The organism is Lacticaseibacillus rhamnosus, assembly GCF_900636965.1.
GTDB lineage: Bacteria > Bacillota > Bacilli > Lactobacillales > Lactobacillaceae > Lacticaseibacillus > Lacticaseibacillus rhamnosus.
In genome coordinates, this window is record NZ_LR134331.1 from 1161906 (window position 1) to 1184625 (window position 22720).

The window sequence follows — 22720 nt, forward strand, 5'->3', positions numbered from 1 at the left end:
ATAAGGCCATCGTACGTCAAGCATGAGTAGTAGGTCAAACCCATTTTTATAGCCGTGACCGATGACTTTTTCGGGTGGGCACGGATCGGAGCAATCAAAACCTGCCTGCATTAAAGCAAGCATGCTGAATTTGTTCACGTTAAAAAGCTTGTGACGTTGCTGGCACCCACATGTGCAGATCAGTGATGCAGTGAAGGACAATGTCAAGTAACAGTAAAATCCCAGCAAAAAAGCGGCCATCATTTTGACCGCTTGCTTGCTATTAAAGGTTCTTATCCATGTTGAAGGTTAGTTTTGAAAGTTTCAAGCTTTCCATGACGTATTCGTTGATCAAGGCTTTCGTTGCCGCCTTGGTATGCGCGACAATCTTGTAATTGGCGTCTGTCAGATATTGCGTTAATTCTTTAGCGCCAAGTTCTTTGGCTCCTTTGTCAAAGCCTTGGATCATTTCGCGATAGTCGCGGTTCAAGGCGGTTAGATAGTCACGATCCGCTTGAATGAACTGGGTGTAATGTGCCTCTACCAATACATCAAGCAATCGATGCAGCCAGTAAGCCGAATCAGCATCGATATCAAAGGTTTTCGGTGTTTTGGAATAGCTCGGGTCGGTGTCATTCGCGTTGCAATAAAACGGGACATACGGGCTAAATGAAGGCATGCCGATTGCCAGCCACATAATGGCTTCCAAACCTTCCTGAACATCACTGCGCAACTGCAGGATGTGGGAATTCTGGGTTCGGTTTAAACCAATCGGCCGATAACGGAAGCGGTCGGCATCATCACCGTGGCCATAAGGATCAAAAGGTGTTTCGTTATAGTGGCTGCCAAGAATCTGGGCAATATCTTCGCGGGTGATGAGATGATCGGTCCGCATGATAAAAGGCAATTCCGCAGATTCCGGATCGGCTTCAATTTCGGGATTGAGCAGTTTATGACCGTACCAAACGCGTGGAGTGTTGTAATGACGGTCTTTTTCATTCATCGTGCCGAAAATGTGGCGGAAATTCCAGCCTTCTTTATCGGTGTTGAGGTGATGGGTTTCGACAAACTCCTGAATGCCTTCACTCCAAGCAAAATTGTCGGTGTCGTCAAAATCGACTTGTTGAATCGCAACCTGATTGGCCGCAATCGCATACGCATCATCAGGGATACGTTGGGCAACCCAGTGATGGCCGGTGACGATTTCCATGTACCAAACGCTATCTTTGTCGGAAAAGAGCACCGAGTTACCAGCTGGCGAACCATATTGTTTGATGAGCTGGCCAAGGTATTCAACGCCATGACGAGCCGATTCAATGAAAGGCAGTACCATATTAACAATCAAGTCTTCATCCAGACCTTCTTTGACAAGCGGATCAAAACCCAATGCCCGTTCATTGCCATAAGTGCTTTCCGTTGCCGACATTGCAACGTTACGTTCATTAATGCCGCTTTCTTCGTAGTCGCCAAGTTTATCGTTTTCAACGTTTGGAACCGCGTTGTAGCGATAACCATTTTCAGGCAAATCCGCCTCGAAGCCATTCAGCGGTGACTTGACGTGCAAGGATTTCTCGCCTTTCCATCCGGCGTGCATATAGAACCGTTGCGGCGTCAGGGGGCTAAACGTGTCATCGTTACGAGCGATCATCGTTGAACCGTCAATACTGGCCTTTTTACCAACCAGAATCGAAGTACATGCAGATTCAATTTTCATTCTTGCGCCTCACTTCTTAAGTATTGGTAATAGTTTACGCCAGAATTAACTTTTTTGCACCTTCATCAAAAAAGTCGTTGACAAGTGCGCGATTTTTTTTTAAGATATTACTCGTTGTTAAGTTACTGGGTAGTAGCGAAGTGGTAACGCAGTGGACTCTGAATCCATAATCATAGGTTCGATCCCTATCTACCCAATTCTGGACATTACAATAGATTACTAATGAGAGTAGAAGCCTTGGTATAAAGGGTTTCTGCTTTTTGTTTTCCATAAATATCCGTTAACTTCGGGCAATTGAGACATGATTGAGACAAATTCAAAGCTGATCGAGCGCTTTTAGTGTTTTTCTAACTTGAATTTCTTCTGCTTTTTTGAACATATGCTCGTAAAACAGTGACCGCGATTCACAAGCGCTTATGAAGCCTTGTGGGTCGCGGTTTTTAGTTGTCCTCAAAATTACGGGTATTTCTAAAAGAGAATCAAAATATTACCGTTCATATCACCACAAGAATATTGTGAAGGCTATCAAAGTTGGGTTTCTGTCTATGGTAAACTTAAGCATGCCCTATGCAAACGATAGACCTTGTGGGGGTAAAACTGTAGTTATAAACTTACAACTCGTTAAAGATCTGAAAAATACAATGAGACTTGCAATGAAAATAATTCTTTCTGGTTTTGAAATGAACAATCGTCTTGGTGATGGGTCGTTAACGAGGAGGCGATTGTTTTGACCTAGTCTTCGGATTGTTAAAGATCAGTCGTGCTAGTTTAGCAAATCTTTCTGACTGAGTTTAATCCTGATTGTGATATTGATAGATGAGAAATTTTCAGGTGCTCGTTCCTTTCTGAGTCGACCGCAGAAGCTTTAAGTCGCTATGTGGCGACCATAAAGAAGATGTTCATTCCAATCAGAGAACAAGAAAATTGCAACTGCTGATATTTAGATCGGGGGTATTGAAGTATGGCTGAAAATAAGGAAAAAGAATATATGGTTTCTGATGAGAGTATGGCTCGTCCACTTACGGATGAGCAGAAAGCCCACATGAGGGAAATTGAAAGTCAGCCTGGTTTCAAGAAAAAGCGTGATGATTTATTGAAACGGGTTCAGAAAAAATTTGGCACTAATAAATTAAATTAAACCACCTCGAGTCACGACACAAATAAGCAACAGGTGTTGTTTCTCCCAAATAGTTTATTGGTAAACTTACCATCAATATTGTGAATTATTTTGGTTACGGAATGGATGTCAAGATATCGCCAACGTGTAGCTTGCCAGTCATGAGAAATGACAATGGCGTATTTGGCGGTACCATAGGAGTCCTATAACCTTTGTTTTTGTCTGGTTATTGACTAAAAAATAATCGTCAATTCGAACCGTTTTATCTGGCTTAAATTCAACGACAGAGTTTCCATGCACATAAAAGGCATTCTTTACTTGTGGCATGGCGCGCCCTCCTTTGCGTGTGTGCCTTTGTTGCACGAATATCTTAATTTGATTCTAGCGACAATTAAACACAAATACGGTAGCTTTGGTTGTTAAAAGCGTCAGGCAAAGCGGGCACCTATATTAGATGCTAGTTTACAGATCTGTCTCAATTTTGGGCGTCACGAAAAACCTCACAAACGCTGCACCCAAGCTAAAAACCCAGCATAAGCAAAGCACCCGCACGCATAGATCAAGAAAGCAACGATAATAAATGCCAACCACGGCCAGGTCAAAAAGGCGCGGGCGATGAATAAGAAGAAAGCCATCAATACCGCACGTAATCCGCGGGTTAAGACGACTTTGACAGTGCTATTCAAAAGAAACCTCAATGAGTAACTGCTTGGCCTTGGTCAAATGGCTGGTCGTGAGCCACATCTGATCAGACGAAGGGGCTTCAACATCTTCACCTAAATCAGGCAACAAGCTCAGCAACCAAGCGCTAATGTCAGGATTGTCAAAAGAAAAGTGTTCTGGTAATCGAATAACCCGCAATCGATTCGGTGGGAAGAAAACTTGCTGTTGCGGGAAGATGACTTGGTCGTCAAGCAAAATACTAGCAACATTTTGATACGGTACCTGACGAACCTGATAACTTTGCGGATGGTCATGCGCATATGCCAGAATCATAATGGCTGCGTCAATCACAAAAAGACCTCCATTCAAATCAAAATTATTTACGAAATTCATGATAACATAATAGAGAGCGTGAGCGGGCCCGGTTAGAAGTCGGAGTGTAAGTGGCCTCAGCCGTGATGGCCGGTCTTTGGCCATTGCGGCTGAGGTCCTTACACGCAGACTTCTGGGCCAGCGAACGCGTTTAGAAGAGAGCGTGAGCGGGGCCGGTTAGAAGTCGGAGTGTAAGCGGCCTTGGGCGTGATGGCCGGTCTTTGACCATTGCGACAAAGGTCCTTACACGTAGATTCCTGCGCCGAGGAACGCGTTTAGGAAAAGAGCGGTAACCGCCGCGTCCAAGGCTCTTACACGCGTCCCAGTGACCAAGTTATAAGTTTACGCTAAGTTGATAAGTCCACCAGCACAGATATATAGGAGCGGTTAAAAGCATGACAAAACGATTGTATTTAGTCAGACATGGTGAGACGCCGATGAATGTTGCTCGTCAGCTGCAGGGGATTACCGACGCAAACTTGACGGCAAAAGGGCGTGATGCTGCAGATCGGTTGGGTGAATTGTTGCGGCCGATACCATTTGTCAAGGCTTTTTCAAGCGATCGCGAACGGGCGATTGAAACGGCTAGGCGAATTATTGCGGGTCATCAACCGCAACCGGCGTTAATCAAGTTATCGGCTTTACGTGAATATTATTTTGGCGGACTGGAAGGTGATCCAGGCAATGCTGTGATGACACGGACAATTCGCCGCTATGGCTTGACGGCATCATGGCGCGCGTGGGTGGGTTCACAGCGTTTTGCTGGGTTGATCCGATCCATTCGCAATGCCGATCCGACCCATCAGGCTGAAGACTTGCCGGATCTGCTAGTGCGAGTTCGCCAAGCGTTTGCGCAGATTGACACTCAGAGTCCTGATAACAGTGACATTTTGGTGGTGTCGCATGGCTTATTATTGAGTGCCTTAATCTATCAGTTGGCACCGGAACAGTTACCGCTGGGGTTGTTAAAAAATACCAGCGTGACGCGAGTAGATGTGACTGACAAGGGGATGCGCCTGCGTGGGGTCAACTTGATTCGTGAATCAGATATTCTGGCGTTGCGCCATGATGAGCCTCAAAAAGACGATCATCAAAACGATCCTCAAAGTATTGACCAAGGTAAAGAGTCATCAATGTTAGACAAGTTTCGTTAGTTAGAGAAGCTATTGAAACCAACCTCAAAAACAGTTGCAAGCGGTAAATTCAGACCATTGACTGAATTTACCGTTTTTGAGTTAGTGTAGAATTTCTATCGGTAAGGCGATAGATCCAAATAATAGAGCCATAAGGAGGAGTTTAAAAAGAGACCCGCTTCGCTAATTAAGTTACCAACAAGAGTAGAGGAACAAGTGACCTTCATGGAACAAGTACTATCAGGAATCATGCCAAAGTTAACGGGAAAAGCATCTCTATAGGTCCAAGAAAAAGTTGATACTTCCATTTTTCGATTGCATTTTGTGGCATGGGCGTCTATAATGACACCTTGTCATATGACGGGATGTCATAATGAAACACTTTCCAAATTGACGAATAGATGAAGACTAGGAAGGAGGTCGCCATGCCGAAAGCAACTTTTTTTCGATTGCCAAAAGCTAAGCAACAGCGATTAATGGATGCGGCTTATCAAGAGTTTGCGCGGGCACCATTTAATGAAGCCAGCATTAGTAATATTATTAAGCAGGCCGGTATTCCGCGTGGCAGCTATTATCAGTATTTCGATGATAAGGCGGATCTTTATTTTTATTTGCTGGAAAATGTCCGACAGCGGACGGTGGCATTATTACAACAAGTGATGACCAAACATCATGGCGATTTGTTTGCGGCGATGTCAGAATTTTTTGACAAAGTGATCACAGCGCTCACTCATGGCCCACATGCTGCATTGTATCGGAATGTTTTTTTGCACATGGATATTCGGAGTGCCACCAAAATGGCAAAGTCGGATGTGCCATTTTCCAAGCCACCGCACGGGCATGGTGAAATTCATGCGTTTTTGTTAACCAGCATTGATCGCAGTCGCCTCCGGATTCAAACGGATGATGAGATTAGTTTGCTGATTCGCCAGATTGTCGGCATGTTCATGCAGACAATCGGTTATTACTATTCGCACCAGGCTGAAGGTAAGCCGATTACGGTCGCCGAATTAAAACGGCGTAGTCATCAGCTCCTTGACTGGTTGCAATTTGGTGTTGCCAGTGATCGTCAGCAGCGTTAGCAACGCATCACACTGGACTATACGCGGGGTCCAAAGCAACTGTTAGGAGGAAATTATGCTTAAGCTTGCAAAAAAGCGAATGTCAGGACTGGCCGTCATTGGTGCCATATTATTTATGATTGTTCAGGTCATGAGTAATCTGTACTTGCCGAACTTAACGGCCGATATTGTTAATAACGGGGTTGCCAAGGGTGATATTGACTATATTTGGGCAACCGGGATGAAAATGATTCTTTTTGCCTTGCTCAGTATTCTGGCGAGCGTAGGGAACGTCTTTCTTGCGTCGCGCACATCACAAAAGCTAGGGCAAAAATTACGGTCAGATGTTTATCGTAAAGTCATCAACTATTCGCATGACGAAATGGATAAAGTCGGGACCAGTTCGCTGATCACCCGAACAACCAACGATGTCACGCAGATTCAAAATGTTTGGATGATGATTTTGCGCATGATGATCATGGCACCGATTATGTTGATCGGCGCAAGTTTTCTGGCGTATCAAAAGAGTCATACATTGACGATGGTGTTTTTGATTAGCTTGCCATTATTGGCCCTTTTTCTAGTCATCATTATGTATTTTGCTGTTCCGCTGTTTAAGGCGATGCAAAAAAAGACTGATAATATTAATCTGGTTTTCCGTGAAGGCTTAACCGGTGTGCGGGTCATTCGGGCGTTTCGGCAAGATGATTTTGAACAGAATCGCTTCGAAGGGGTCAATCAGGATTACACCCAAAATGCGGTCAAGGTATTCTCAATTATTGCCGCTGTTTTCCCGGTCATGACCTTGATTATGAGTGGTACCAATATCGGTATCACTTGGTGGGGCGGCCATTTAATTGCCCAACAAGCGCTTGAAACCGGGAACTTGATCGCGTTTATGACTTACGCGATGCAGATTCTGATGAGTTTCATGATGCTTTCCATGATCTTCGTGTTCATTCCGCGTGCTCAGGCATCAGCGGCACGTTTGAATGATGTTCTGGCGCAACAAAGTCGGATCACCACACCAGAAGCGCCTAAAGCATTAGATACCGCTCATCCGGCATTGGCATTTGACCATGTTCAGTTCCGTTATCACCATGCCGAAGAACCGGCCTTGCGCGACATTGATGTTCAGGTAAAAGGCGGACAGACCTTAGCCATCATTGGTGGTACCGGGAGTGGTAAAACGACGATGGTCAACCTCATTCCACGCTTTTATGACGTGGAAAAAGGGGCCGTACGCGTCGACGGTGAAGACGTTAAAGCAGTTGATTTGAAAAAATTGCATGAAGCTGTTGCGTTTGTACCGCAAAAAGCGAACCTCTTCACCGGAAGTGTTCGCGATAACATGAAATATGGAAATGAAAACGCGACTGATGATGACATCTGGCATGCCTTAGAGATTGCCCAGGCCCGCGATTTTATTGAAGCTAACCCAGAAGGCCTTGATTATCAAGTTGAACAAGGCGGCGGCAATTTCTCTGGTGGACAACGGCAGCGACTAGCCATCGCCCGCGCATTGGTGAAAGACGCCTCAATTTATGTTTTTGATGACTCGTTTTCAGCGTTGGATTTCAAAACCGATGCGAATCTGCGTGCAGCTTTGAAAGCCGATGCCAAGATTCAGACCAAAGTGGTTGTGATTGTTGGTCAGCGGGTTTCGACAGTTGCAGATGCTGATACGATTGTCGTGCTAGACGAAGGTAAGATGGTTGGTAAAGGTACGCATGCCGAGTTGAAAGCCAACAATCCAACGTATCAGGAGATTATCAAGTCACAGATTCGGGAAGGAGACGAGCAATAATGGCAGACAATCACAAAGCCCAAACGACCAAGCAGCCATCTGGCCCACGGATGGGTCCTGGCCGTGGTGGTCTCGTTGAAAAACCGAAGAACTTCTGGGGCACAACAGCGCGGTTATTTGGTTACATGCGCAACCGTCTGATTGGTATTATTGCGGTGCTAGTCTTGGCCATTGCTTCGACCGTCTTTCAAATTCGCACACCAAAAATCTTGGGGGAAGCTACAACCGAGATTTTTAAAGGGGTTATGAAAGGCCAAGCGGAGCAAAAGGCCGGTATCGCTGTTGGCAACTATCCAATTGATTTTGATAAGATCAAACAGATTATTTTAATCGTCTTGGTTCTGTATTTGGGTAGTGCACTGTTTAGTTTCTTACAGCAGTTCATCATGACTCGGATCTCGCAGAATACGGTTTATCAATTGCGTAAAGATCTCAAGCACAAGATGAAGACTGTGCCGATCAAGTATTATGACACACATAGTAATGGCGATATTATGTCACGGGCGATTAACGATATGGATAACATCGCCTCGACACTGCAACAAAGTCTGACGCAGATGGTAACCAGTGCGGTTATGTTCGTGGGGACCATTTGGATGATGCTTACGATTTCCTGGAAGTTAACGCTGATTGCATTGGTAACGATTCCGCTGGGCTTAATTGTTGTCGGGATTGTCGCACCAAAATCGCAACGGTTCTTTGCCGCCCAGCAAAAAGCTTTAGGTCTCTTGAATAATCAAGTTGAAGAAACTTATGGTGGCCAGGTGATCATCAAGAGCTTTAATCGTGAAGATGATGAAGTTGAGGCATTTGAAGGCCAGAACCAGGCATTTTATGATGCAGCGTGGAAAGCGCAGTTTGTTTCCGGGATCATCATGCCGCTTATGATTTTCCTAAACAACATTGGTTACGTGTTTGTTGCGATTATGGGTGGCATTGAAGTTTCCAATGGCACGATCACCCTTGGGAATGTTCAGGCGTTCCTCCAGTATATGCAGCAATTTTCCCAGCCGATTTCCCAGCTTGCTAACCTAGCCAATACGATTCAATCCACTATTGCCAGTGCCGAGCGGATCTTTGCGGTGTTGGACGAAGAAGACATGCAGGATGAGCCGTCTGGTGTGCCGGCAGTGGCCAATGATCCTAACAAACTGGTAATGGATCATGTTCAGTTTGGTTATACCCCGGATGCCTTGTTGCTCAAGGACTATAACCTGCAAGTCAAACCAGGTGAGATGGTCGCGATTGTCGGGCCGACCGGTGCAGGGAAAACAACGATCATCAACCTGCTAGAGCGTTTTTATGATATTAGCGGCGGATCGATTCGCTTGAATGGTACCGATACCCGCGATATGAAGCGAGAAGATGTTCGCGCGCATTTTGCGATGGTGCTTCAGGATACTTGGCTGTTTACCGGCACGATTTGGGATAACTTGAAATATGGCCGGGAAGACGCAACTGACGACGAAGTATTGGCCGCAGCCAAAGCAGCCCATGTTGACAACTTTGTGCGGCAGTTACCGGATGGCTACAACACGATTCTGAACGAAGAAGCCTCGAATATTTCGCAAGGTCAGCGACAGTTGTTGACGATCGCTCGAGCCTTCGTGGCAGATCCGGAAATTCTTATTCTGGACGAGGCCACCAGCTCGGTCGATACGCGGACGGAAATTCATATTCAGCACGCTATGAACCGCTTGCTGACTGATCGTACGAGCTTCGTAGTCGCCCACCGGCTGTCAACGATTCGTGATGCCGACAAGATTATCGTGATGAATCACGGCTCCATTGTTGAAACCGGGAATCATGACGAACTAATGGCTAAAAACGGCTTTTATGCTGATCTGTACAACAGTCAGTTCAGTGGCAATGTCGCGATTTAAGTTAGTTTGCAATGATGCTGAGGCTTAGAAAAATAGTGCGTTGCGGGGAAAATGTTTTTATCCCGTGACATGAAAAAGGGTCCTGAAGACAAGAACGATCTTGTCTTCGGGACCCTTTTAGCGTTACCGCCGCTTGTGCCGCATAAACGTTGCGTAGTGTAGCAAACAAGCAAGTAAGACGAAAAAGATGACAACAAAGCTGACATAGCGCCACCAGAAGTTGGTTGCCACACCTGGTATGAGTTGCTGGATACCCATGGTTGCCAAAGCCATTACCACGATCATGCCGAACAACAATAAGTAACGTTTCAAAGTCTCATCATCCTTCTTTTTAAAAGTGGCCAATTTTGCCCCGAGCGCTTGTGCTTGTTTGACCTTGGCCGCTGGTAAAGCCGTCATGCCCCAAGTATGTGGGAGAACCAGTTCAGTAATTTTATGTAAACCGGCAGCGGTCATGGCTTTGTCGATGGTGACAAGGGTCGCATCGGTCTGATGCGTAAAAGTGTTGTCCAGGCCGGTGGCAAAACAACTGGTGACGCTAACGTAATGTTTATCTTTAAACTTTCCTGGAAGCGTATCCCCTTGATGCGTCATCCGAGTGATGCGATGGCGTAAACAATCGAGTAACTGCTTAAACTGTCCAGCCACGGTTCCAAAGTAGGTGGGTGTTCCAAGAATCCACACATCAGCCGCTTGCAACTTTTCCTCGAGTTCGTCTAGCACGGGGTTGGTCTGGCCAGGACGATCAGGTCGCAGCTGGTACTGATTCAAGTCAATAAACTCGGTTGTCGCCGGTGCCGTAACGCCGGCAAGGATTGTTTTAACTAGGCTAGCCGTCAACCCATCAGGATCCTGCCCGCCGTAAATACCTAAAATTTTCATTTGAAAGCCTCACAAAACAAAATAAACGACTTAAGTAACAACCTGCCAAAAATAACAATTTTTGCAAGTATTAGTTCCTCTTAACTTTAAAAAAGATTAAGAATTTTTGCAAACCGATCCTTGTACTCATGCGCATCAAGCTTTTTATTGGCAAAAAAGATGAAGACTCATTATGCTGTTGGCAGCAACAAAAGGTTAAAGGCGTTAGGATCTCATGGATGAATGAGAAGGAGAGGGTCAACATGGCAGGAATTCCATTGCCGGAAGAAACACGCGTGGATTTTATTGCGCTTAAAGTGGCTGACTTGGCCAAGGTGAGTCGCTGGTATCAAGACGTTGCGCGGTTAGATTTATTGCGGCAAAACGGCAGTACGGTTTATCTGGGCACGCGGTTAAATCAGCAGGTGTTAGTCGTGTTGCATGAGATTAGCGGATTAACCCCTCAAGAAGCGGTCACCGGACTGGATTATTTTGCCATTTTATTACCGAATCCGGGGGCTTTAGGGGCGGCGTATCGCATTGTTAAGCAGGATCAGGCAGTGACCAAGGCATTTCAGACAAATTATCGCCAAGGCTTTTTGGCGCATGATCCGGAAGGTAATGGCGTGGCCTTTACAATTGATCGTGCAATTGAACAGTATCAAGAGGAGCGTCAATACAATTGGGATGATGAAGTGGAACAGGCGCTTGATCCCGAAGAAATTGGCAAGCATGCGGTGCGCGATTATGACCGCCTGCCATCAGGGACGGCGATTGGCTACGTTCAGTTTCGAGTGGCTGATTTACAAACGACCAGTCATTATTTGGCGCAAGGACTTGGGTTTCGCGAAAAGGCAACACAGGTAAAAGATGAGATCTTTCTTGCTGCAGGCGACTATCGCCATCACATTGGGATTAATTTACGCCGGGATCCCAAATTATTGTTACCGACGCCTGATATGTATGGATTGGACTATGTGAGCTTTATTTTGCCTGACAAAATGACGATGGCCAACATTTTGATGAACCTTGATGCAGCTGGCTTAACGGATTACGATTATCACCATGAGAACCAGTTTTTGATGATCGCTGGGCCGAATCGACTGACGCTATGGTTTCGAGTGGCGTAACCGATCTGGCCTTGGATCGGAAAGAAGGCCAGGATGGATTTTCAAGCAGTAACGACGAGGTTGCAAAAATGGGTAGCGGAGCGGATTGTACCGGGTTTTAGTGTTGCAATGCTAGCTGGCAAGCGGGTTCAATCCAAGGTGGCAGGTGAAGCGCAGTGGCTGCCGCATCCGGAACCGCTGCGGCCTAAGATGCTTTATGATATTGCTTCGTTAACCAAGGTGGTCGGCACTACCACTGTCTTTTTGCAGGCGTGGGATCATGGGCTGGTTGCGCCGACAATGCCGTTAAAACAACTGTTGGCGGCGTTTCCACATTCGACCACGTTTCAGCAGGCACTGACGCATACATCGGGACTTGAGGGGTACATTCCTCATCGCGATGCTTTACCTGCTCCGGCATTAAAACATGCGCTGCTGACTCAATTAGCGGTGACGGATGAAGTGAATCGCAAGGTGGTTTACCGAGATGTGAATTTGCTGCTGGTTGGTTGGGCACTTGAGGAAGTGTATCATCAACCGATTCAGAAACTAGTGACACGGCAGGTTTTGCGTCCACTGGATTTACCACGTGCCACTTTTCAACCTGAAGCAGCGCAGTGTGTGCCAACTACTTATCAGCCACTTTCGGGATTACGGCGCGGGGTTGTGCATGATCCCAAGAGTGCCATTTTAGGGGCGCATAGTGGGGCAGCCGGCTTATTTGCCAGTTTGGACGATCTGATCATATTTACCCAGTATTTATTCGGACTTCGAACCGCCCCAGCTTGGCCGAAACATGCCCAAGACCTAACGCGTGACTGGACCGTTCATCATCTTGGGCGCAGTCTCGGCTGGGATCTCAAACATGACAATCAGGGCCGCTTATGGCTTTATCACACTGGCTATACCGGAACTTTTTGGTTGGTTCAACCGCAAAGTCAACTGGCACTGATTGTCTTGACGAATCGCGTCCATCCGCAGCCCAATCAGGAATTTCTGGGAAGACGCGATCAGTTGGTTCACCGGTTTTTGAATGATCAGCCGATATTAGACCAGTAATGCGTACACAAAAACAGGGCCGAAATTCACGACCCTGTTTTTGTGTGTATGATAGCTTTAACCGTTTAAAAACCGCCTTTAATATAACCACCATCACTGAGTTTTTTCCGTAGTTGTAGCATCGCCGTGTACGTTGCGAGGACATAGAGTTGCTGCTGCGGCATTTCCTGAAGCGTCGTGAGCACATCGCCAAGATCTGGCTTAATGGTAAGCTTGGTTTCTGGCACTCCGGCTACTTTCAGCCTGAGAGCAATATCTTGATAGCGCTCGCCGCCAACCAGGTAGTCGGCGGCTTTTTTGCTCGCAACGAATTCTTCAAAGTTGCCGTCCCAAATCCAGCTCGTATCAATACCATCCGCGTAATTGGCGTTCAATAGCATTGCAAACCCAAAAGGCTGCTTGGCGGTTTGAATCATGCTCAGAACCTGATTCAGGCCAACGGGATTTTTAACTAAAATCAATGTCAGCTTTTTGGCCCCGAGCTGAATGACTTCTTGGCGTCCGAAGACTTTTTCATCGTAGGCAAACGCTTGGCTGATTTGTTCAGGGCTGACATCAAACGTTCGGCCAACTGCAAATGCGGCAAGGGCATTGTAGATGTTATACATGCCGCCAATGTCAATGTGACACAGCTGACCGTCAATGACAAACTCACTGCTTTGCGGCGTCATTTTGGTAACGGCATTAACTTGATAAGTCAACTCTGGTCGTTTGAAACCGCAATTAGGGCAAAAGAAGTTGCCTAGATTAGCGTAAGTCAAAGCGTGATAATGCAAAATGTGCTGGCAAACCGGGCAAAGAACGCCATCCGTATTCGGCGGGGCCTTGTGATCGCCTTCGTTGGTCAACGTAAAGCCGTAATAATAAATCGGATTGGGCAACTTCCGCGAACTGAAAATCGGCGCATCCCCGTTAGCAAGCACGACAGCGGTGGGATCAAGCGTGATACCATCCAGAATTTTTTGGTAAGTCGTGTAAAACTCACCATAGCGGTCCATTTGGTCACGGAAAATATTGGTCAGCACAAACGCTTTAGGCTTCAACTGCGCGGCAACGGGAGCGACATTGGCTTCGTCGACTTCCAAAACAGCGATCCCGCGACCATGACCGCTTTTGGGCTGGGCTAAAAAAGCGGTCGTAATCCCTTGTAACATGTTAGAGCCGGTGGGATTGGTTAGGACTTCCTGATATTTTTGTTTGAGTACCTTGACGATCAAGCTAGTTGTGAGCGTTTTACCATTCGTACCGGTGACCACGATCACATCATAGTTATGGCCTAATGCTTGCAGAACATGGGGATCGAGGCGGTTAGCGAGTTTTCCGGGGAGACTCGATCCACCTTTGAAAAATGTGTGTAAGAACCAGTAGCTGCTGCGACCAATGGCAGTTGCCAGGCTGGCTTTTGCTGAAAATGCCACGGCGTTCTTCCTCTCAACTTAATGGGACTATTTTAGCATAACTTGAAATCAAACCGGCAGCCGGAGTGTTCTTTGCGAAAAAAATCCGTTATACTGTGAGACGTGAGATTTTAAATGGAGGCGGCATATGGCCCAGCTTTTCTTTCGTTATGGCGCAATGAACTCAGGAAAAAGTATTGAAATTCTGAAAGTTGCCCACAATTATGAAGAACAAAATAAGCGCGTGATTTTAATGACCAGCGCCGTGGATGATCGCGCCGGTGTTGGCATGATCGCCAGTCGCATTGGTCTTGAGCGGACTGCGATTCCGATTGCGCATGAAACGAATCTGTATGATGTCATTAAAACGACTGATCCGAAAGCAGCATGTGTTTTAATTGATGAGGCGCAGTTTTTGCAGAAGCATCATATTTTTGAAGCTGCGCGGGTGGTTGACGAGTTGCATATTCCAGTCATGGCGTTTGGCTTGAAGAACGATTTCCGCAATGAGCTGTTTGAAGGTTCAAAATATTTGTTGCTGTATGCGGATAAGATTGAAGAAATGAAGACGATTTGCTGGTTTTGCGCGAAAAAGGCGATTATGAATTTACGGATTCACGATGGCAAGCCGGTGTATGAAGGCGAGCAGGTTTTGATTGGCGGCAATGAATCGTATTATCCGGTTTGCCGGCATCATTATTTTCACCCGCCGTTGGATAAGATTGATCAGGATGAGGAATAGGTGCTTGGTCGGTGCGGTTTGGCTGGCTCACGCTCTATCATAACGCGCTCACCGGCGCAATGACCTGCGTGTAAGGACCTTGGTCGCAATGGCCAAGAGCGGGCCATCACGCCCAAGGCCGCTTACACTCCGATCCCTAACCGCGCCGGTTCGCGCTCAGGAGGATTTTATGGATAAGATTTTTGAACAGTTGGATGGGCTTTTGGTTCGGTATGAGGAACTAGAAGAGTTGATGTCGGATCCTGAGGTTATCAGTGATACGAAACGTTACTTGGCTTTGTCCAAAGAAGAAGGCGGCATGCGGGATGTTGTGGCTGCCTATAAGAAATATAAACAGGTGCTTTCTGATATTAAAGAAAGCGAAGAAGTGCTTCGTGAGAGTAAAGACGAAGACATGGAAGCGCTGGCTAAGGAAGATTTGGAGGACTTGCAGAAGCAAAAGGCCGATCTTGAAGAGAAGATTAAGGTGCTGATGCTGCCTAAGGACCCGAATGACGATAAGAACATTATTATGGAAATTCGCGGGGCTGCCGGTGGTGACGAAGCGAGTCTTTTTGCTGGCGACTTGTTGAATATGTACATGCACTATGCGGAACGGCAAGGCTGGAAGGCGGAGATTGTTGATTCAACCCCTACTGAAGTCGGCGGGTATAAAGAAGTCGTCGTGATGATTACTGGTGACAATGTTTATTCCAAACTCAAGTACGAAAACGGTGCCCACCGCGTGCAACGGGTTCCAGTGACTGAAAGTGCCGGTCGCGTGCATACCAGTACTGCAACAGTTGGTGTCATGCCGGAATATGACGAGGTTGATTTGAAGATTGACCCTAAAGATATTCGGACGGATGTTTACCGTTCTTCCGGTGCTGGTGGTCAGCATGTCAACAAGACCAGTTCAGCGGTCCGGATGACCCATATTCCAACCGGGATTGTTGTTTCCATGCAAGACGAGCGTAGTCAGCAGGAAAATCGTGCCCGCGCTATGCAGATTTTACGGTCACGGGTTTATGACTATTACGAAACCGAAAATCAGGAAAAATACGATCAAAATCGTAAGAATGCGATTGGAACCGGGGATCGTTCCGAACGCATTCGAACCTATAATTACCCACAAAATCGGGTGACCGATCACCGTATTGGCTTGACGCTTAATAAGCTAGACCGCATTATGAATGGCGAACTGGATGAAATTATTGATGCGCTGATTGTCCACGATCAGGCGCAGAAGATGGAATCGCTCAATGTCTAAAACATACGCTGAGGCGCTCAAGTGGGCGTCTTTGTTATTGACCAAGCAAAAAGTTGATCCTGACGGCGCCCGTTATGTTCTCATGACACGCGCTGACTGGACGCCGAGCCAACTGATTTTACATCGCCAAGATCCGATGCCGGATGCTGCCTGGCGTCAATTTCAGGCGGATGTTGCGCGATTGGCCCACTTTGAGCCGGCGCAATACATTACCGGTCAAGCGCCTTTTTTTGGCACGATGTTTGCTGTGACCCCAGCGGTTTTAATTCCCCGATTTGAAACCGAAGAACTTGTTGCATGGGTTGCAGAGGAGCAAACGAATGCACAAACCGGCCTTGATATGGGGACAGGCAGTGGGGCGATTGGGTTAACCCTCGCCCGTCAGTTGCCACAAATTGACATGACGTTGAGTGACGTTTCTCCGTCTGCTTTGGCTGTCGCGAAGCAAAATGCCGCGGCGCAGAAAGCGAGCGTGCATTTTGTGACCAGTGATTTATTCAACCACCTGCCTGGCCGCTTTGATTTTGTGGTGACCAATCTGCCTTACATTGCGCCTGAAGAAGCCTCGGTGATGGATCAAAGTACGTTACGGTATGAACCCAAATTGGCGCTGTTTGCTGATCATCATGGCTTGGCATTATTTGAACGGTTTGTCACTGAACTACCGCAACATCTGAACCCGCATGGCGCAGTGTATTTGGAGTTTGGCTATCATCAGGAACCGGCACTGCGGCAATTATTTGCCGAAAAGCTGCCGCAAGCTCAAGCAACTTTTCGCCGCGACATGGCTGGGCATCCGCGCATGGTCAAACTTCAATTTTAGGTTGCCATTGTCAGAAGAAGACACGTCATCTTTCAGCTCAAGTCCGATGATGTGGTATTTTAGTAAAAACGAACAGTCAATGGATATGGAGGCATCATTTTGGCAAAACGTTATCATGAATCAGATATTCCGGAAGCAGCAGCCGCTTTAAAACGTGGTGAGTTGGTCGCTTTTCCAACTGAAACGGTTTATGGGTTGGGAGCGGATGCGACTAATGTTACGGCGGTTAGTCAAGTTTATGCTGCTAAGGGGCGCCCATCGGATAATCCATTGATTGTGACAGTGGCGGACGCGGCAATGGTTAGTCAGTATGCCACGATTACCCCGGATGCGGCGAAACTCATGGACACCTTTTGGCCGGGGCCGCTGACGATTATTTTGAATATTTTGCCAGGGCGTTTGTCAATGAAGGTGACAGGCGGGTTGCAAACCGCGGCATTTCGCAATCCGGATGACGCCTTAACCCGAAAGTTGATCGCAACCGCTGGCGTGCCGATTGTGGGACCGTCTGCCAATACATCGGGCAAGCCAAGTCCGACAACGGCCGATCACGTGTTGCACGATCTAGCCGATAAAATTGCCGGCGTCCTTGATGATGGGCCAACCCGAGTCGGAGTTGAATCAACCATTATTGATTTAACCGTGACCCCACCCGCTATTTTGCGACCGGGTGCAATTGGACCGCATGAATTGGAACCGTTGCTTGGACCGGTTGATTCTGCGGCGCATCACGTTGGCAAAAACGAAGCACCGAAAGCGCCGGGGATGAAATACAAACATTACGCACCAGCAGCGCAAGTCGTTGTAGTGGATACGATTGATCAATTTGATGATGCAGTGGCGTGGGCTAAAAAGACGGGCCAAACTTTTGGACTTTTGGCGACAGATTCGATTCTTGCCCATTTTCCTGATGTGCCTAGTTACTCGTTGGGCCAAGATATTACCAGCGCTACACACGCCTTGTTTGCCGGGCTGCGCTGGTTTGACTTGCATCCGGACGTAACACTCGTGCTGGCCCAAGCCTTTAGCCACAGCGAATTAAGTGCCGCTTATATGAATCGACTGCTTAAATCGGCTGGGAACATGCACTATCAACCGAATATGCCAACGGATCGGTTTTGATTTGCTATAATATAGCCAACTGACAGCAACAAGTCGGTTGGCTATTTTTGTGAGCGCGAGCCAGCCCGGTTAGAAACCGGAGTGTAAGTGGCCTTGGCGTGATGGTCGGGCTTTGACCATTGCGCCAAGGTCCTTACACGCAGGTTTCTGGGCTGGGGAGCGCGTTATGATTGAGCGTGAACCGGCGCGGTTAGGGATCGGAGTGTAAGCGGCCTCAGGCGTGATGGCCGGGTTTTGGCCATTGCGCCTGAGGTCCTTACACGCAGATCCCTGCGCCGGTAAGCGTGTTATGATTGAGCGCAAAGTGTTGGGGAAATCTAGTCAACGTGCTTTGGCATTTGCTAGTTTGCACAGGTTAAACGGCGATCACCTGTCGATAGGTGGATGAATCGATTTTAAGAGGAGAGTGGTAGGCATGGATTTAATGGCGCATGATCCAGAAGTTTTCCGCGCAATTCACGAAGAAGAAGCGCGTCAGGAACATAATATCGAACTAATTGCTTCGGAAAATATTGTTTCTCCGGCAGTGCGGGCGGCACAAGGGTCGGTGTTGACGAATAAGTATTCTGAAGGCTATCCCGGTCATCGTTATTACGGTGGCAATCAATACATAGACGTGGTTGAAAATCTTGCTATTGAGCGGGCGAAGAAGCTTTTTGGTGCTGAATTTGCCAATGTTCAGCCGCATTCTGGTTCGCAGGCAAACATGGCGGCATATCGGGCGTTTCTTGAAGACGGCGATAAGGTTTTGGCCATGGACTTAACGGATGGCGGACATCTCACCCATGGTAGTCCGGTCAGTTTTAGTGGTCAGGAATATCATTTCTACCATTATGGTTTGGACCCGAAAACAGAGCGCCTCGACTATGCCAAAATTCGCGAGCAGGCAGAACAAGTCAAGCCGCGTTTGATTGTGGCTGGTGCGTCCGCTTACAGTCGGGAAATTGATTTTAAAAAATTCCGCGAAATTGCTGATCATGTCGGTGCCTTTTTAATGGTTGATATGGCGCACATTGCGGGCTTGGTTGCGGCGGGATTGCACATGAATCCGGTGCCGTATTCAGATGTGGTCACGACCACAACGCATAAGACCTTGCGTGGACCGCGTGGGGGCATGATTTTGGCTAAGGCGGAGTATGGCAAAGCAATTAATTCAGCCTTGTTCCCCGGCATTCAAGGCGGACCACTGGATCACGTGGTGGCAGCTAAGGCGGTGGCATTAGGCGAAGCGTTGCAGCCGGCGTTTAAGACTTACGCGCAGCAGATTATTGACAACATGCATGCGATGGTGGCAGGTTTCAAGGAAGATGAACACTTACGCTTGATTTCCGGCGGGTCTGACAATCACATGGTCTTAGTCGATGTCACCGGTTACGGGGTCAATGGGCGCCAGGTTCAGGACTTGCTGGATGAAGTCGATATCACCACGAACAAGAATCAAATTCCCGGCGAGCAAAATGGTCCGTTTAAAACCAGCGGCATTCGGGTCGGGACAGCTGCGATTACCACGCGTGGATTTACGCCAGAAGAAAGCAAACGCGTGGCAGAACTCATCAGCATGGCCATTGCGCATCGTGACGAACAGCCAGTTTTGGATCAAATTCGGCAAGAAGTTCTTGCACTGACTGCCCGTCATCCCTTATCATAGATAGGGTTTGCAAACAAATGGTTCTCACAGGAGGCGCTTCATGGGTAAATTTACAGTTTTAAATCACCCGTTGATTCAGCACAAGCTTACGTTAATTCGCGATAAGCATGCTGGCACCAAGGAATTTCGCGAAATCGCTAATGAAATCGCGGAATTAATGGTGTATGAAATTACGCGGGATCTACCGCTTGAAAGTATCGAAATCGAAACGCCGATGGGCAAAACGGTTCAAAAACAGCTTGCTGGCAAGAAGCTTGCTGTGATTCCGATTCTTCGGGCCGGGCTAGGGATGGTTGATGGCGTCTTGCGGCTAATTCCTGCTGCAAAAGTCGGCCATATCGGTATGTATCGTGACGAAAAGACGCTAAAGCCGCACGAGTATTTTGTTAAGATGCCGCCGGATATTGACCAGCGTGATCTGATCATTGTTGATCCGATGCTGGCAACCGGGGGCTCGGCTAACATGGCCATTGAAGCGCTCAAAAAGCGTGGCGCTACTTCTATGCGGTTGGTAGTGCTGGTGGCGGCACCAGAAGGCGTTAAAGCAGTTCAGGCGGCTAACCCGGATGTTGATATTTATGCCGCTGCACTTGATGATCATTTAAATAAGAACGGTTATATTGTGCCTGGTCTCGGTGACGCCGGTGACAGACTTTTTGGGACAAAATAACATGATTTGGCATGTGGCCGTGCACATGCCTTTTTCATTTTTAGTTAAAATAATTTTTATGGTGCGTCAAGGCAGGGAGAATCTGTTGTCTGATGTGAAAACATGAGTGAAAAAGCCTCTATGGCGGCAAAAGTTTCTGCTTTTCTGGCTTTGTCTTTTCATCGAAATGGTGTTAGAGTAATGATTGTGTTTCAAGGGTATACCCTAGTATCAACGATTATCGAAGTCTCCGTAATCTTGCATCATCGGTTTGATGATACATACGATATGACGCCGCTTCAGTAAGGAGGTGAATTCTGTGAACGAACAATATCCCTCGATCAAGCTTTTCGGCTTAAATTTCAACCTGACCAATGACATTGGCGTATTGGTTTCGGCGATCTTGGTATTCTTACTGGTGTTTTGGTTGTCACGCAATTTGCAGATGCGGCCTGGCGCAAAGCAAAACATCTTGGAATGGATTATGAATTTTACGAACGGCATTGTGAAGGGTGCAATTCCCGGTTCACAACGGTACACTTTTAACCTGTTTGCATTTACGCTGTTCTTGTTCATTTTCATTAGTAATCAGATTGGGTTGTTCCTTGAGCTTGATATTGGCAAAGACACCTGGTTTCGTTCGCCAACAGCATCGCCTGTCATTACCATGACATTGGCCATGACAGTATTGGTTATTTCACATTATTTTGGGATTGTTTTTAAGGGTTTCAAGGGATATCTCAAGGGATATGTGTCACCGATCGGAATCCTGCTTCCAATCAACCTATTGGAAGAGTTTACGAACTTTATTACACTTTCCTTACGGTTGTATGGGAATATTTTCGCCGGTGAAGTTTTAGTTTTACTCATTAGGCAGCTTGCTTTTTCGGGCGGAGCGTTTAGTTTTGTTTCAGGGTTCTTGCTTGAGATCGTTTGGCAAGGCTTCTCAGTCTTCATTGGTAGTATTCAAGCGTACGTTTTCGTCACGCTTGGTATGGTTTATACGTCACACAAAGTTGTGTCCGAGTAATTAATTTAGGAGGAAATTTCATATGCAATTCATCGCTGCATCAATCGCCGCTGGCATCGCTGCTCTCGGTGCTTCAATCGGTAATGGGATGGTTATCAGCAAGACACTTGAAGGTATGGCGCGTCAGCCAGAAATGGCCGGGACCTTGCGTGGTACGATGTTCATCGGTGTTGGCTTGATCGAAGCTGTTCCGATTATTTCTGTTGTTATTGCCTTCATGTTGATGCTTCGTTAATTTTGAGTCATCAATAAAGAAGGGAGTGGCAAAAGATGAGTTTAGGTGACACACTCTTCACACTCGTCACATTTTTGGTCCTGATGATCGCGGTCGGGAAAGTTGCTTGGAAGCCCGTCTCAAAGATGATGGCGGAGCGCCAACAAAAAATTTCCGGCGACTTGGATTATGCTGAAAAGTCCCGCAAAGATGCCGAGGCATTAGCGGCTAAGCGTCGAGAAGCGCTGCAACACTCCCAAGCCGATGCTGTTAAGATTGTCAATCAAGCTAAAGAAAATGGTGAAAAGCAACGCCAATCATTGGTTGACGCTGCTAACACCGAAGTCGCTACGTTAAAGAAAAATGCGCAAGCGGACATTGACCAAGCGCGCAAAGACGCACTGGCCAGTGCCAAAAATGATGTGGCAGATTTAAGTTTAGCCATTGCCCAGAAGCTGATTGGCAAGGAGCTTAATGCAGACGATCAAAAAGACTTGATCGACGACTATATCAAACGGTTAGGTGATGCAAATGGCAGTCACTAATCAAATGGTTGCACCGCGTTATGCTAAAGCGTTGTTAGAAGCGGCGCATGACCAAAATCAAGTGGAGACGGTTCATGAAGAGTTACAGGCGTTAGCGTCTGTATTCAAAGAAAATCCAACAATCCTGACAATTTTTGACAATGCCCGAATTTCAGCCGCAGACAAAGCCAACTTGTTGACAACTTTGACCAAGGATGCAAGCCCACTTGTTGCTAACTTGTTAAAGTTGACCCAACAGTATGGCCGATTCGGTGCATTACCGGCAATTATCACGACGTTTAATCGCGCCTATGATGATGAAGCCGGCATTATTGCAGCAACTGTGACGACTGCAGTTGCTTTGTCAGCCGACCAAGCCGATGCTTTACGCAGTTCTATTGCTGCGCGTTTTGGCATGAAATCGACCCAGCTTAAGCAAATCGTTGATCCAAGTGTGATCGGCGGTGTTCGCATTCAAGCTCGCGGTTCGGTCATTGATGGTACGGTCAAGCACCGCTTTGAGAAGATGAAAGCGGCACTGCTGGCAGATTAGAGATAAGTAAA

The 22720-nt window shown here is 47.0% G+C and carries 23 protein-coding genes and 1 tRNA gene; 18 read left to right on the plus strand and 6 right to left on the minus strand.

Features of this window, described 5'->3' with window-relative positions; all coding sequences use genetic code 11:
* Window positions 1-262 precede the first annotated feature (262 nt).
* Window positions 263-1693, minus strand: coding sequence for a C69 family dipeptidase (locus tag EL173_RS06055; RefSeq protein ID WP_005688976.1), 1431 nt, complete (start codon window positions 1691-1693; stop codon window positions 263-265).
* Between the two features lie 126 nt (window positions 1694-1819).
* On the opposite strand from EL173_RS06055, the gene EL173_RS06060 reads away from it, so the two are divergent.
* Window positions 1820-1890 (plus strand) — tRNA-Gln (locus EL173_RS06060).
* Window positions 1891-2654: 764 nt separating this feature from the next.
* Complete coding sequence (locus EL173_RS15110) at window positions 2655-2831, plus strand: hypothetical protein (RefSeq protein WP_005688982.1); 177 nt, start codon at window positions 2655-2657, stop codon at window positions 2829-2831.
* A gap of 138 nt (window positions 2832-2969) precedes the next feature.
* Here EL173_RS15110 and EL173_RS06065 read toward each other — a convergent pair whose 3' ends face one another.
* The 3 genes from EL173_RS06065 to EL173_RS06075 all read right to left on the minus strand — a co-directional run bounded on the left by EL173_RS06065 (window position 2970) and on the right by EL173_RS06075 (window position 3824).
* The gene (locus EL173_RS06065; protein ID WP_019728545.1) at window positions 2970-3137 is read right to left on the minus strand and encodes a hypothetical protein; all 168 of its coding nucleotides are present in this window, start codon (window positions 3135-3137) and stop codon (window positions 2970-2972) included.
* A 173-nt stretch (window positions 3138-3310) separates the two neighbouring features.
* Window positions 3311-3496 carry a hypothetical protein gene (locus EL173_RS06070; protein WP_005688984.1) on the minus strand — a complete coding sequence of 62 codons (186 nt, stop codon included), beginning with the start codon at window positions 3494-3496 and terminating at the stop codon, window positions 3311-3313.
* Window positions 3489-3824 carry a hypothetical protein gene (locus EL173_RS06075; protein WP_005713761.1) on the minus strand — a complete coding sequence of 112 codons (336 nt, stop codon included), beginning with the start codon at window positions 3822-3824 and terminating at the stop codon, window positions 3489-3491. Before EL173_RS06075 ends, EL173_RS06070 begins: the two co-directional genes overlap by 8 nt.
* Window positions 3825-4240: 416 nt before the next feature.
* Between EL173_RS06075 and EL173_RS06080 the strand changes: the two genes are divergently transcribed.
* The 4 genes from EL173_RS06080 to EL173_RS06095 all read left to right on the plus strand — a co-directional run bounded on the left by EL173_RS06080 (window position 4241) and on the right by EL173_RS06095 (window position 9729).
* A complete protein-coding gene (locus EL173_RS06080) occupies window positions 4241-4999 on the plus strand; it encodes a histidine phosphatase family protein (protein WP_005688988.1) in 759 nt (252 codons plus the stop codon).
* 404 nt (window positions 5000-5403) lie between these two features.
* Window positions 5404-6060 (plus strand): TetR/AcrR family transcriptional regulator, encoded by a 657-nt coding sequence (locus EL173_RS06085; protein ID WP_014571280.1) that lies wholly within the window; start codon window positions 5404-5406, stop codon window positions 6058-6060.
* 55 nt (window positions 6061-6115) lie between these two features.
* Window positions 6116-7846, plus strand: coding sequence for an ABC transporter ATP-binding protein (locus EL173_RS06090; protein WP_005684925.1), 1731 nt, complete (start codon window positions 6116-6118; stop codon window positions 7844-7846).
* Window positions 7846-9729, plus strand: coding sequence for an ABC transporter ATP-binding protein (locus EL173_RS06095; RefSeq protein ID WP_005684924.1), 1884 nt, complete (start codon window positions 7846-7848; stop codon window positions 9727-9729). Before EL173_RS06090 ends, EL173_RS06095 begins: the two co-directional genes overlap by 1 nt.
* A gap of 123 nt (window positions 9730-9852) precedes the next feature.
* Here the strand turns inward: EL173_RS06095 and EL173_RS06100 are convergent, their stop codons facing one another.
* Window positions 9853-10611 carry a flavodoxin family protein gene (locus tag EL173_RS06100; RefSeq protein WP_005688992.1) on the minus strand — a complete coding sequence of 253 codons (759 nt, stop codon included), beginning with the start codon at window positions 10609-10611 and terminating at the stop codon, window positions 9853-9855.
* 242 nt (window positions 10612-10853) lie between these two features.
* On the opposite strand from EL173_RS06100, the gene EL173_RS06105 reads away from it, so the two are divergent.
* Together EL173_RS06105 and EL173_RS06110 are read left to right on the plus strand one after the other, a co-directional pair.
* A complete protein-coding gene (locus tag EL173_RS06105; RefSeq protein ID WP_005684922.1) occupies window positions 10854-11720 on the plus strand; it encodes a VOC family protein in 867 nt (288 codons plus the stop codon).
* Between the two features lie 33 nt (window positions 11721-11753).
* Window positions 11754-12758: a serine hydrolase domain-containing protein gene (locus tag EL173_RS06110; RefSeq protein WP_005688994.1), complete on the plus strand. Its 1005-nt coding sequence runs from the start codon at window positions 11754-11756 to the stop codon at window positions 12756-12758.
* Window positions 12759-12823: 65 nt separating this feature from the next.
* Here the strand turns inward: EL173_RS06110 and EL173_RS06115 are convergent, their stop codons facing one another.
* Entirely contained in the window at window positions 12824-14176 is a 1353-nt protein-coding gene (locus EL173_RS06115; RefSeq protein ID WP_005688995.1) for a Mur ligase family protein, read from the minus strand.
* Between the two features lie 127 nt (window positions 14177-14303).
* On the opposite strand from EL173_RS06115, the gene EL173_RS06120 reads away from it, so the two are divergent.
* The 10 genes from EL173_RS06120 (at window position 14304) to atpH (ending at window position 22709) form a co-directional block, all read left to right on the plus strand.
* The gene (locus tag EL173_RS06120) at window positions 14304-14897 is read left to right on the plus strand and encodes a thymidine kinase (RefSeq protein WP_005688996.1); all 594 of its coding nucleotides are present in this window, start codon (window positions 14304-14306) and stop codon (window positions 14895-14897) included.
* Window positions 14898-15066: 169 nt separating this feature from the next.
* Window positions 15067-16146, plus strand: a complete 1080-nt coding sequence (prfA, locus tag EL173_RS06130) for a peptide chain release factor 1 (RefSeq protein WP_005684917.1) — start codon at window positions 15067-15069, stop codon at window positions 16144-16146.
* The gene (prmC, locus tag EL173_RS06135; protein WP_005688998.1) at window positions 16139-16969 is read left to right on the plus strand and encodes a peptide chain release factor N(5)-glutamine methyltransferase; all 831 of its coding nucleotides are present in this window, start codon (window positions 16139-16141) and stop codon (window positions 16967-16969) included. The genes prfA and prmC overlap by 8 nt, the downstream gene beginning before the upstream one ends.
* Window positions 16970-17068: 99 nt before the next feature.
* Window positions 17069-18091 (plus strand): L-threonylcarbamoyladenylate synthase, encoded by a 1023-nt coding sequence (locus EL173_RS06140; RefSeq protein ID WP_005688999.1) that lies wholly within the window; start codon window positions 17069-17071, stop codon window positions 18089-18091.
* A gap of 415 nt (window positions 18092-18506) precedes the next feature.
* Complete coding sequence (glyA, locus tag EL173_RS06150) at window positions 18507-19739, plus strand: serine hydroxymethyltransferase (protein ID WP_005684912.1); 1233 nt, start codon at window positions 18507-18509, stop codon at window positions 19737-19739.
* A gap of 40 nt (window positions 19740-19779) precedes the next feature.
* Window positions 19780-20409, plus strand: coding sequence for a uracil phosphoribosyltransferase (upp, locus tag EL173_RS06155; protein WP_005689000.1), 630 nt, complete (start codon window positions 19780-19782; stop codon window positions 20407-20409).
* Window positions 20410-20707: 298 nt separating this feature from the next.
* The gene (gene atpB / locus EL173_RS06165) at window positions 20708-21418 is read left to right on the plus strand and encodes a F0F1 ATP synthase subunit A (protein ID WP_005684910.1); all 711 of its coding nucleotides are present in this window, start codon (window positions 20708-20710) and stop codon (window positions 21416-21418) included.
* 22 nt (window positions 21419-21440) lie between these two features.
* Window positions 21441-21653, plus strand: coding sequence for a F0F1 ATP synthase subunit C (atpE, locus tag EL173_RS06170; protein WP_005684909.1), 213 nt, complete (start codon window positions 21441-21443; stop codon window positions 21651-21653).
* Window positions 21654-21688: 35 nt separating this feature from the next.
* Window positions 21689-22177: a F0F1 ATP synthase subunit B gene (gene atpF, locus EL173_RS06175; protein ID WP_005689002.1), complete on the plus strand. Its 489-nt coding sequence runs from the start codon at window positions 21689-21691 to the stop codon at window positions 22175-22177.
* A complete protein-coding gene (atpH, locus tag EL173_RS06180) occupies window positions 22164-22709 on the plus strand; it encodes an ATP synthase F1 subunit delta (RefSeq protein WP_005684907.1) in 546 nt (181 codons plus the stop codon). The genes atpF and atpH overlap by 14 nt, the downstream gene beginning before the upstream one ends.
* The last annotated feature ends 11 nt before the right edge of the window (window positions 22710-22720 follow it).

Excerpts from the sequence above, each read along its gene's own strand:
- EL173_RS06055 (WP_005688976.1), bottom strand. The coding sequence starts at position 1,693 with ATGAAAATTGAATCTGCATGTACTTCGATTCTGGTTGGTAAAAAGGCC.
- EL173_RS15110 (WP_005688982.1), top strand. The coding sequence starts at position 2,655 with ATGGCTGAAAATAAGGAAAAAGAATATATGGTTTCTGATGAGAGTATG.
- EL173_RS06065 (WP_019728545.1), bottom strand. The coding sequence starts at position 3,137 with ATGCCACAAGTAAAGAATGCCTTTTATGTGCATGGAAACTCTGTCGTT.
- EL173_RS06080 (WP_005688988.1), top strand. The coding sequence starts at position 4,241 with ATGACAAAACGATTGTATTTAGTCAGACATGGTGAGACGCCGATGAAT.
- EL173_RS06085 (WP_014571280.1), top strand. The coding sequence starts at position 5,404 with ATGCCGAAAGCAACTTTTTTTCGATTGCCAAAAGCTAAGCAACAGCGA.
- EL173_RS06090 (WP_005684925.1), top strand. The coding sequence starts at position 6,116 with ATGCTTAAGCTTGCAAAAAAGCGAATGTCAGGACTGGCCGTCATTGGT.
- EL173_RS06095 (WP_005684924.1), top strand. The coding sequence starts at position 7,846 with ATGGCAGACAATCACAAAGCCCAAACGACCAAGCAGCCATCTGGCCCA.
- EL173_RS06100 (WP_005688992.1), bottom strand. The coding sequence starts at position 10,611 with ATGAAAATTTTAGGTATTTACGGCGGGCAGGATCCTGATGGGTTGACG.
- EL173_RS06105 (WP_005684922.1), top strand. The coding sequence starts at position 10,854 with ATGGCAGGAATTCCATTGCCGGAAGAAACACGCGTGGATTTTATTGCG.
- EL173_RS06110 (WP_005688994.1), top strand. The coding sequence starts at position 11,754 with ATGGATTTTCAAGCAGTAACGACGAGGTTGCAAAAATGGGTAGCGGAG.
- EL173_RS06120 (WP_005688996.1), top strand. The coding sequence starts at position 14,304 with ATGGCCCAGCTTTTCTTTCGTTATGGCGCAATGAACTCAGGAAAAAGT.
- prfA (WP_005684917.1), top strand. The coding sequence starts at position 15,067 with ATGGATAAGATTTTTGAACAGTTGGATGGGCTTTTGGTTCGGTATGAG.
- prmC (WP_005688998.1), top strand. The coding sequence starts at position 16,139 with ATGTCTAAAACATACGCTGAGGCGCTCAAGTGGGCGTCTTTGTTATTG.
- glyA (WP_005684912.1), top strand. The coding sequence starts at position 18,507 with ATGGATTTAATGGCGCATGATCCAGAAGTTTTCCGCGCAATTCACGAA.
- upp (WP_005689000.1), top strand. The coding sequence starts at position 19,780 with ATGGGTAAATTTACAGTTTTAAATCACCCGTTGATTCAGCACAAGCTT.
- atpE (WP_005684909.1), top strand. The coding sequence starts at position 21,441 with ATGCAATTCATCGCTGCATCAATCGCCGCTGGCATCGCTGCTCTCGGT.
- atpF (WP_005689002.1), top strand. The coding sequence starts at position 21,689 with ATGAGTTTAGGTGACACACTCTTCACACTCGTCACATTTTTGGTCCTG.
- atpH (WP_005684907.1), top strand. The coding sequence starts at position 22,164 with ATGGCAGTCACTAATCAAATGGTTGCACCGCGTTATGCTAAAGCGTTG.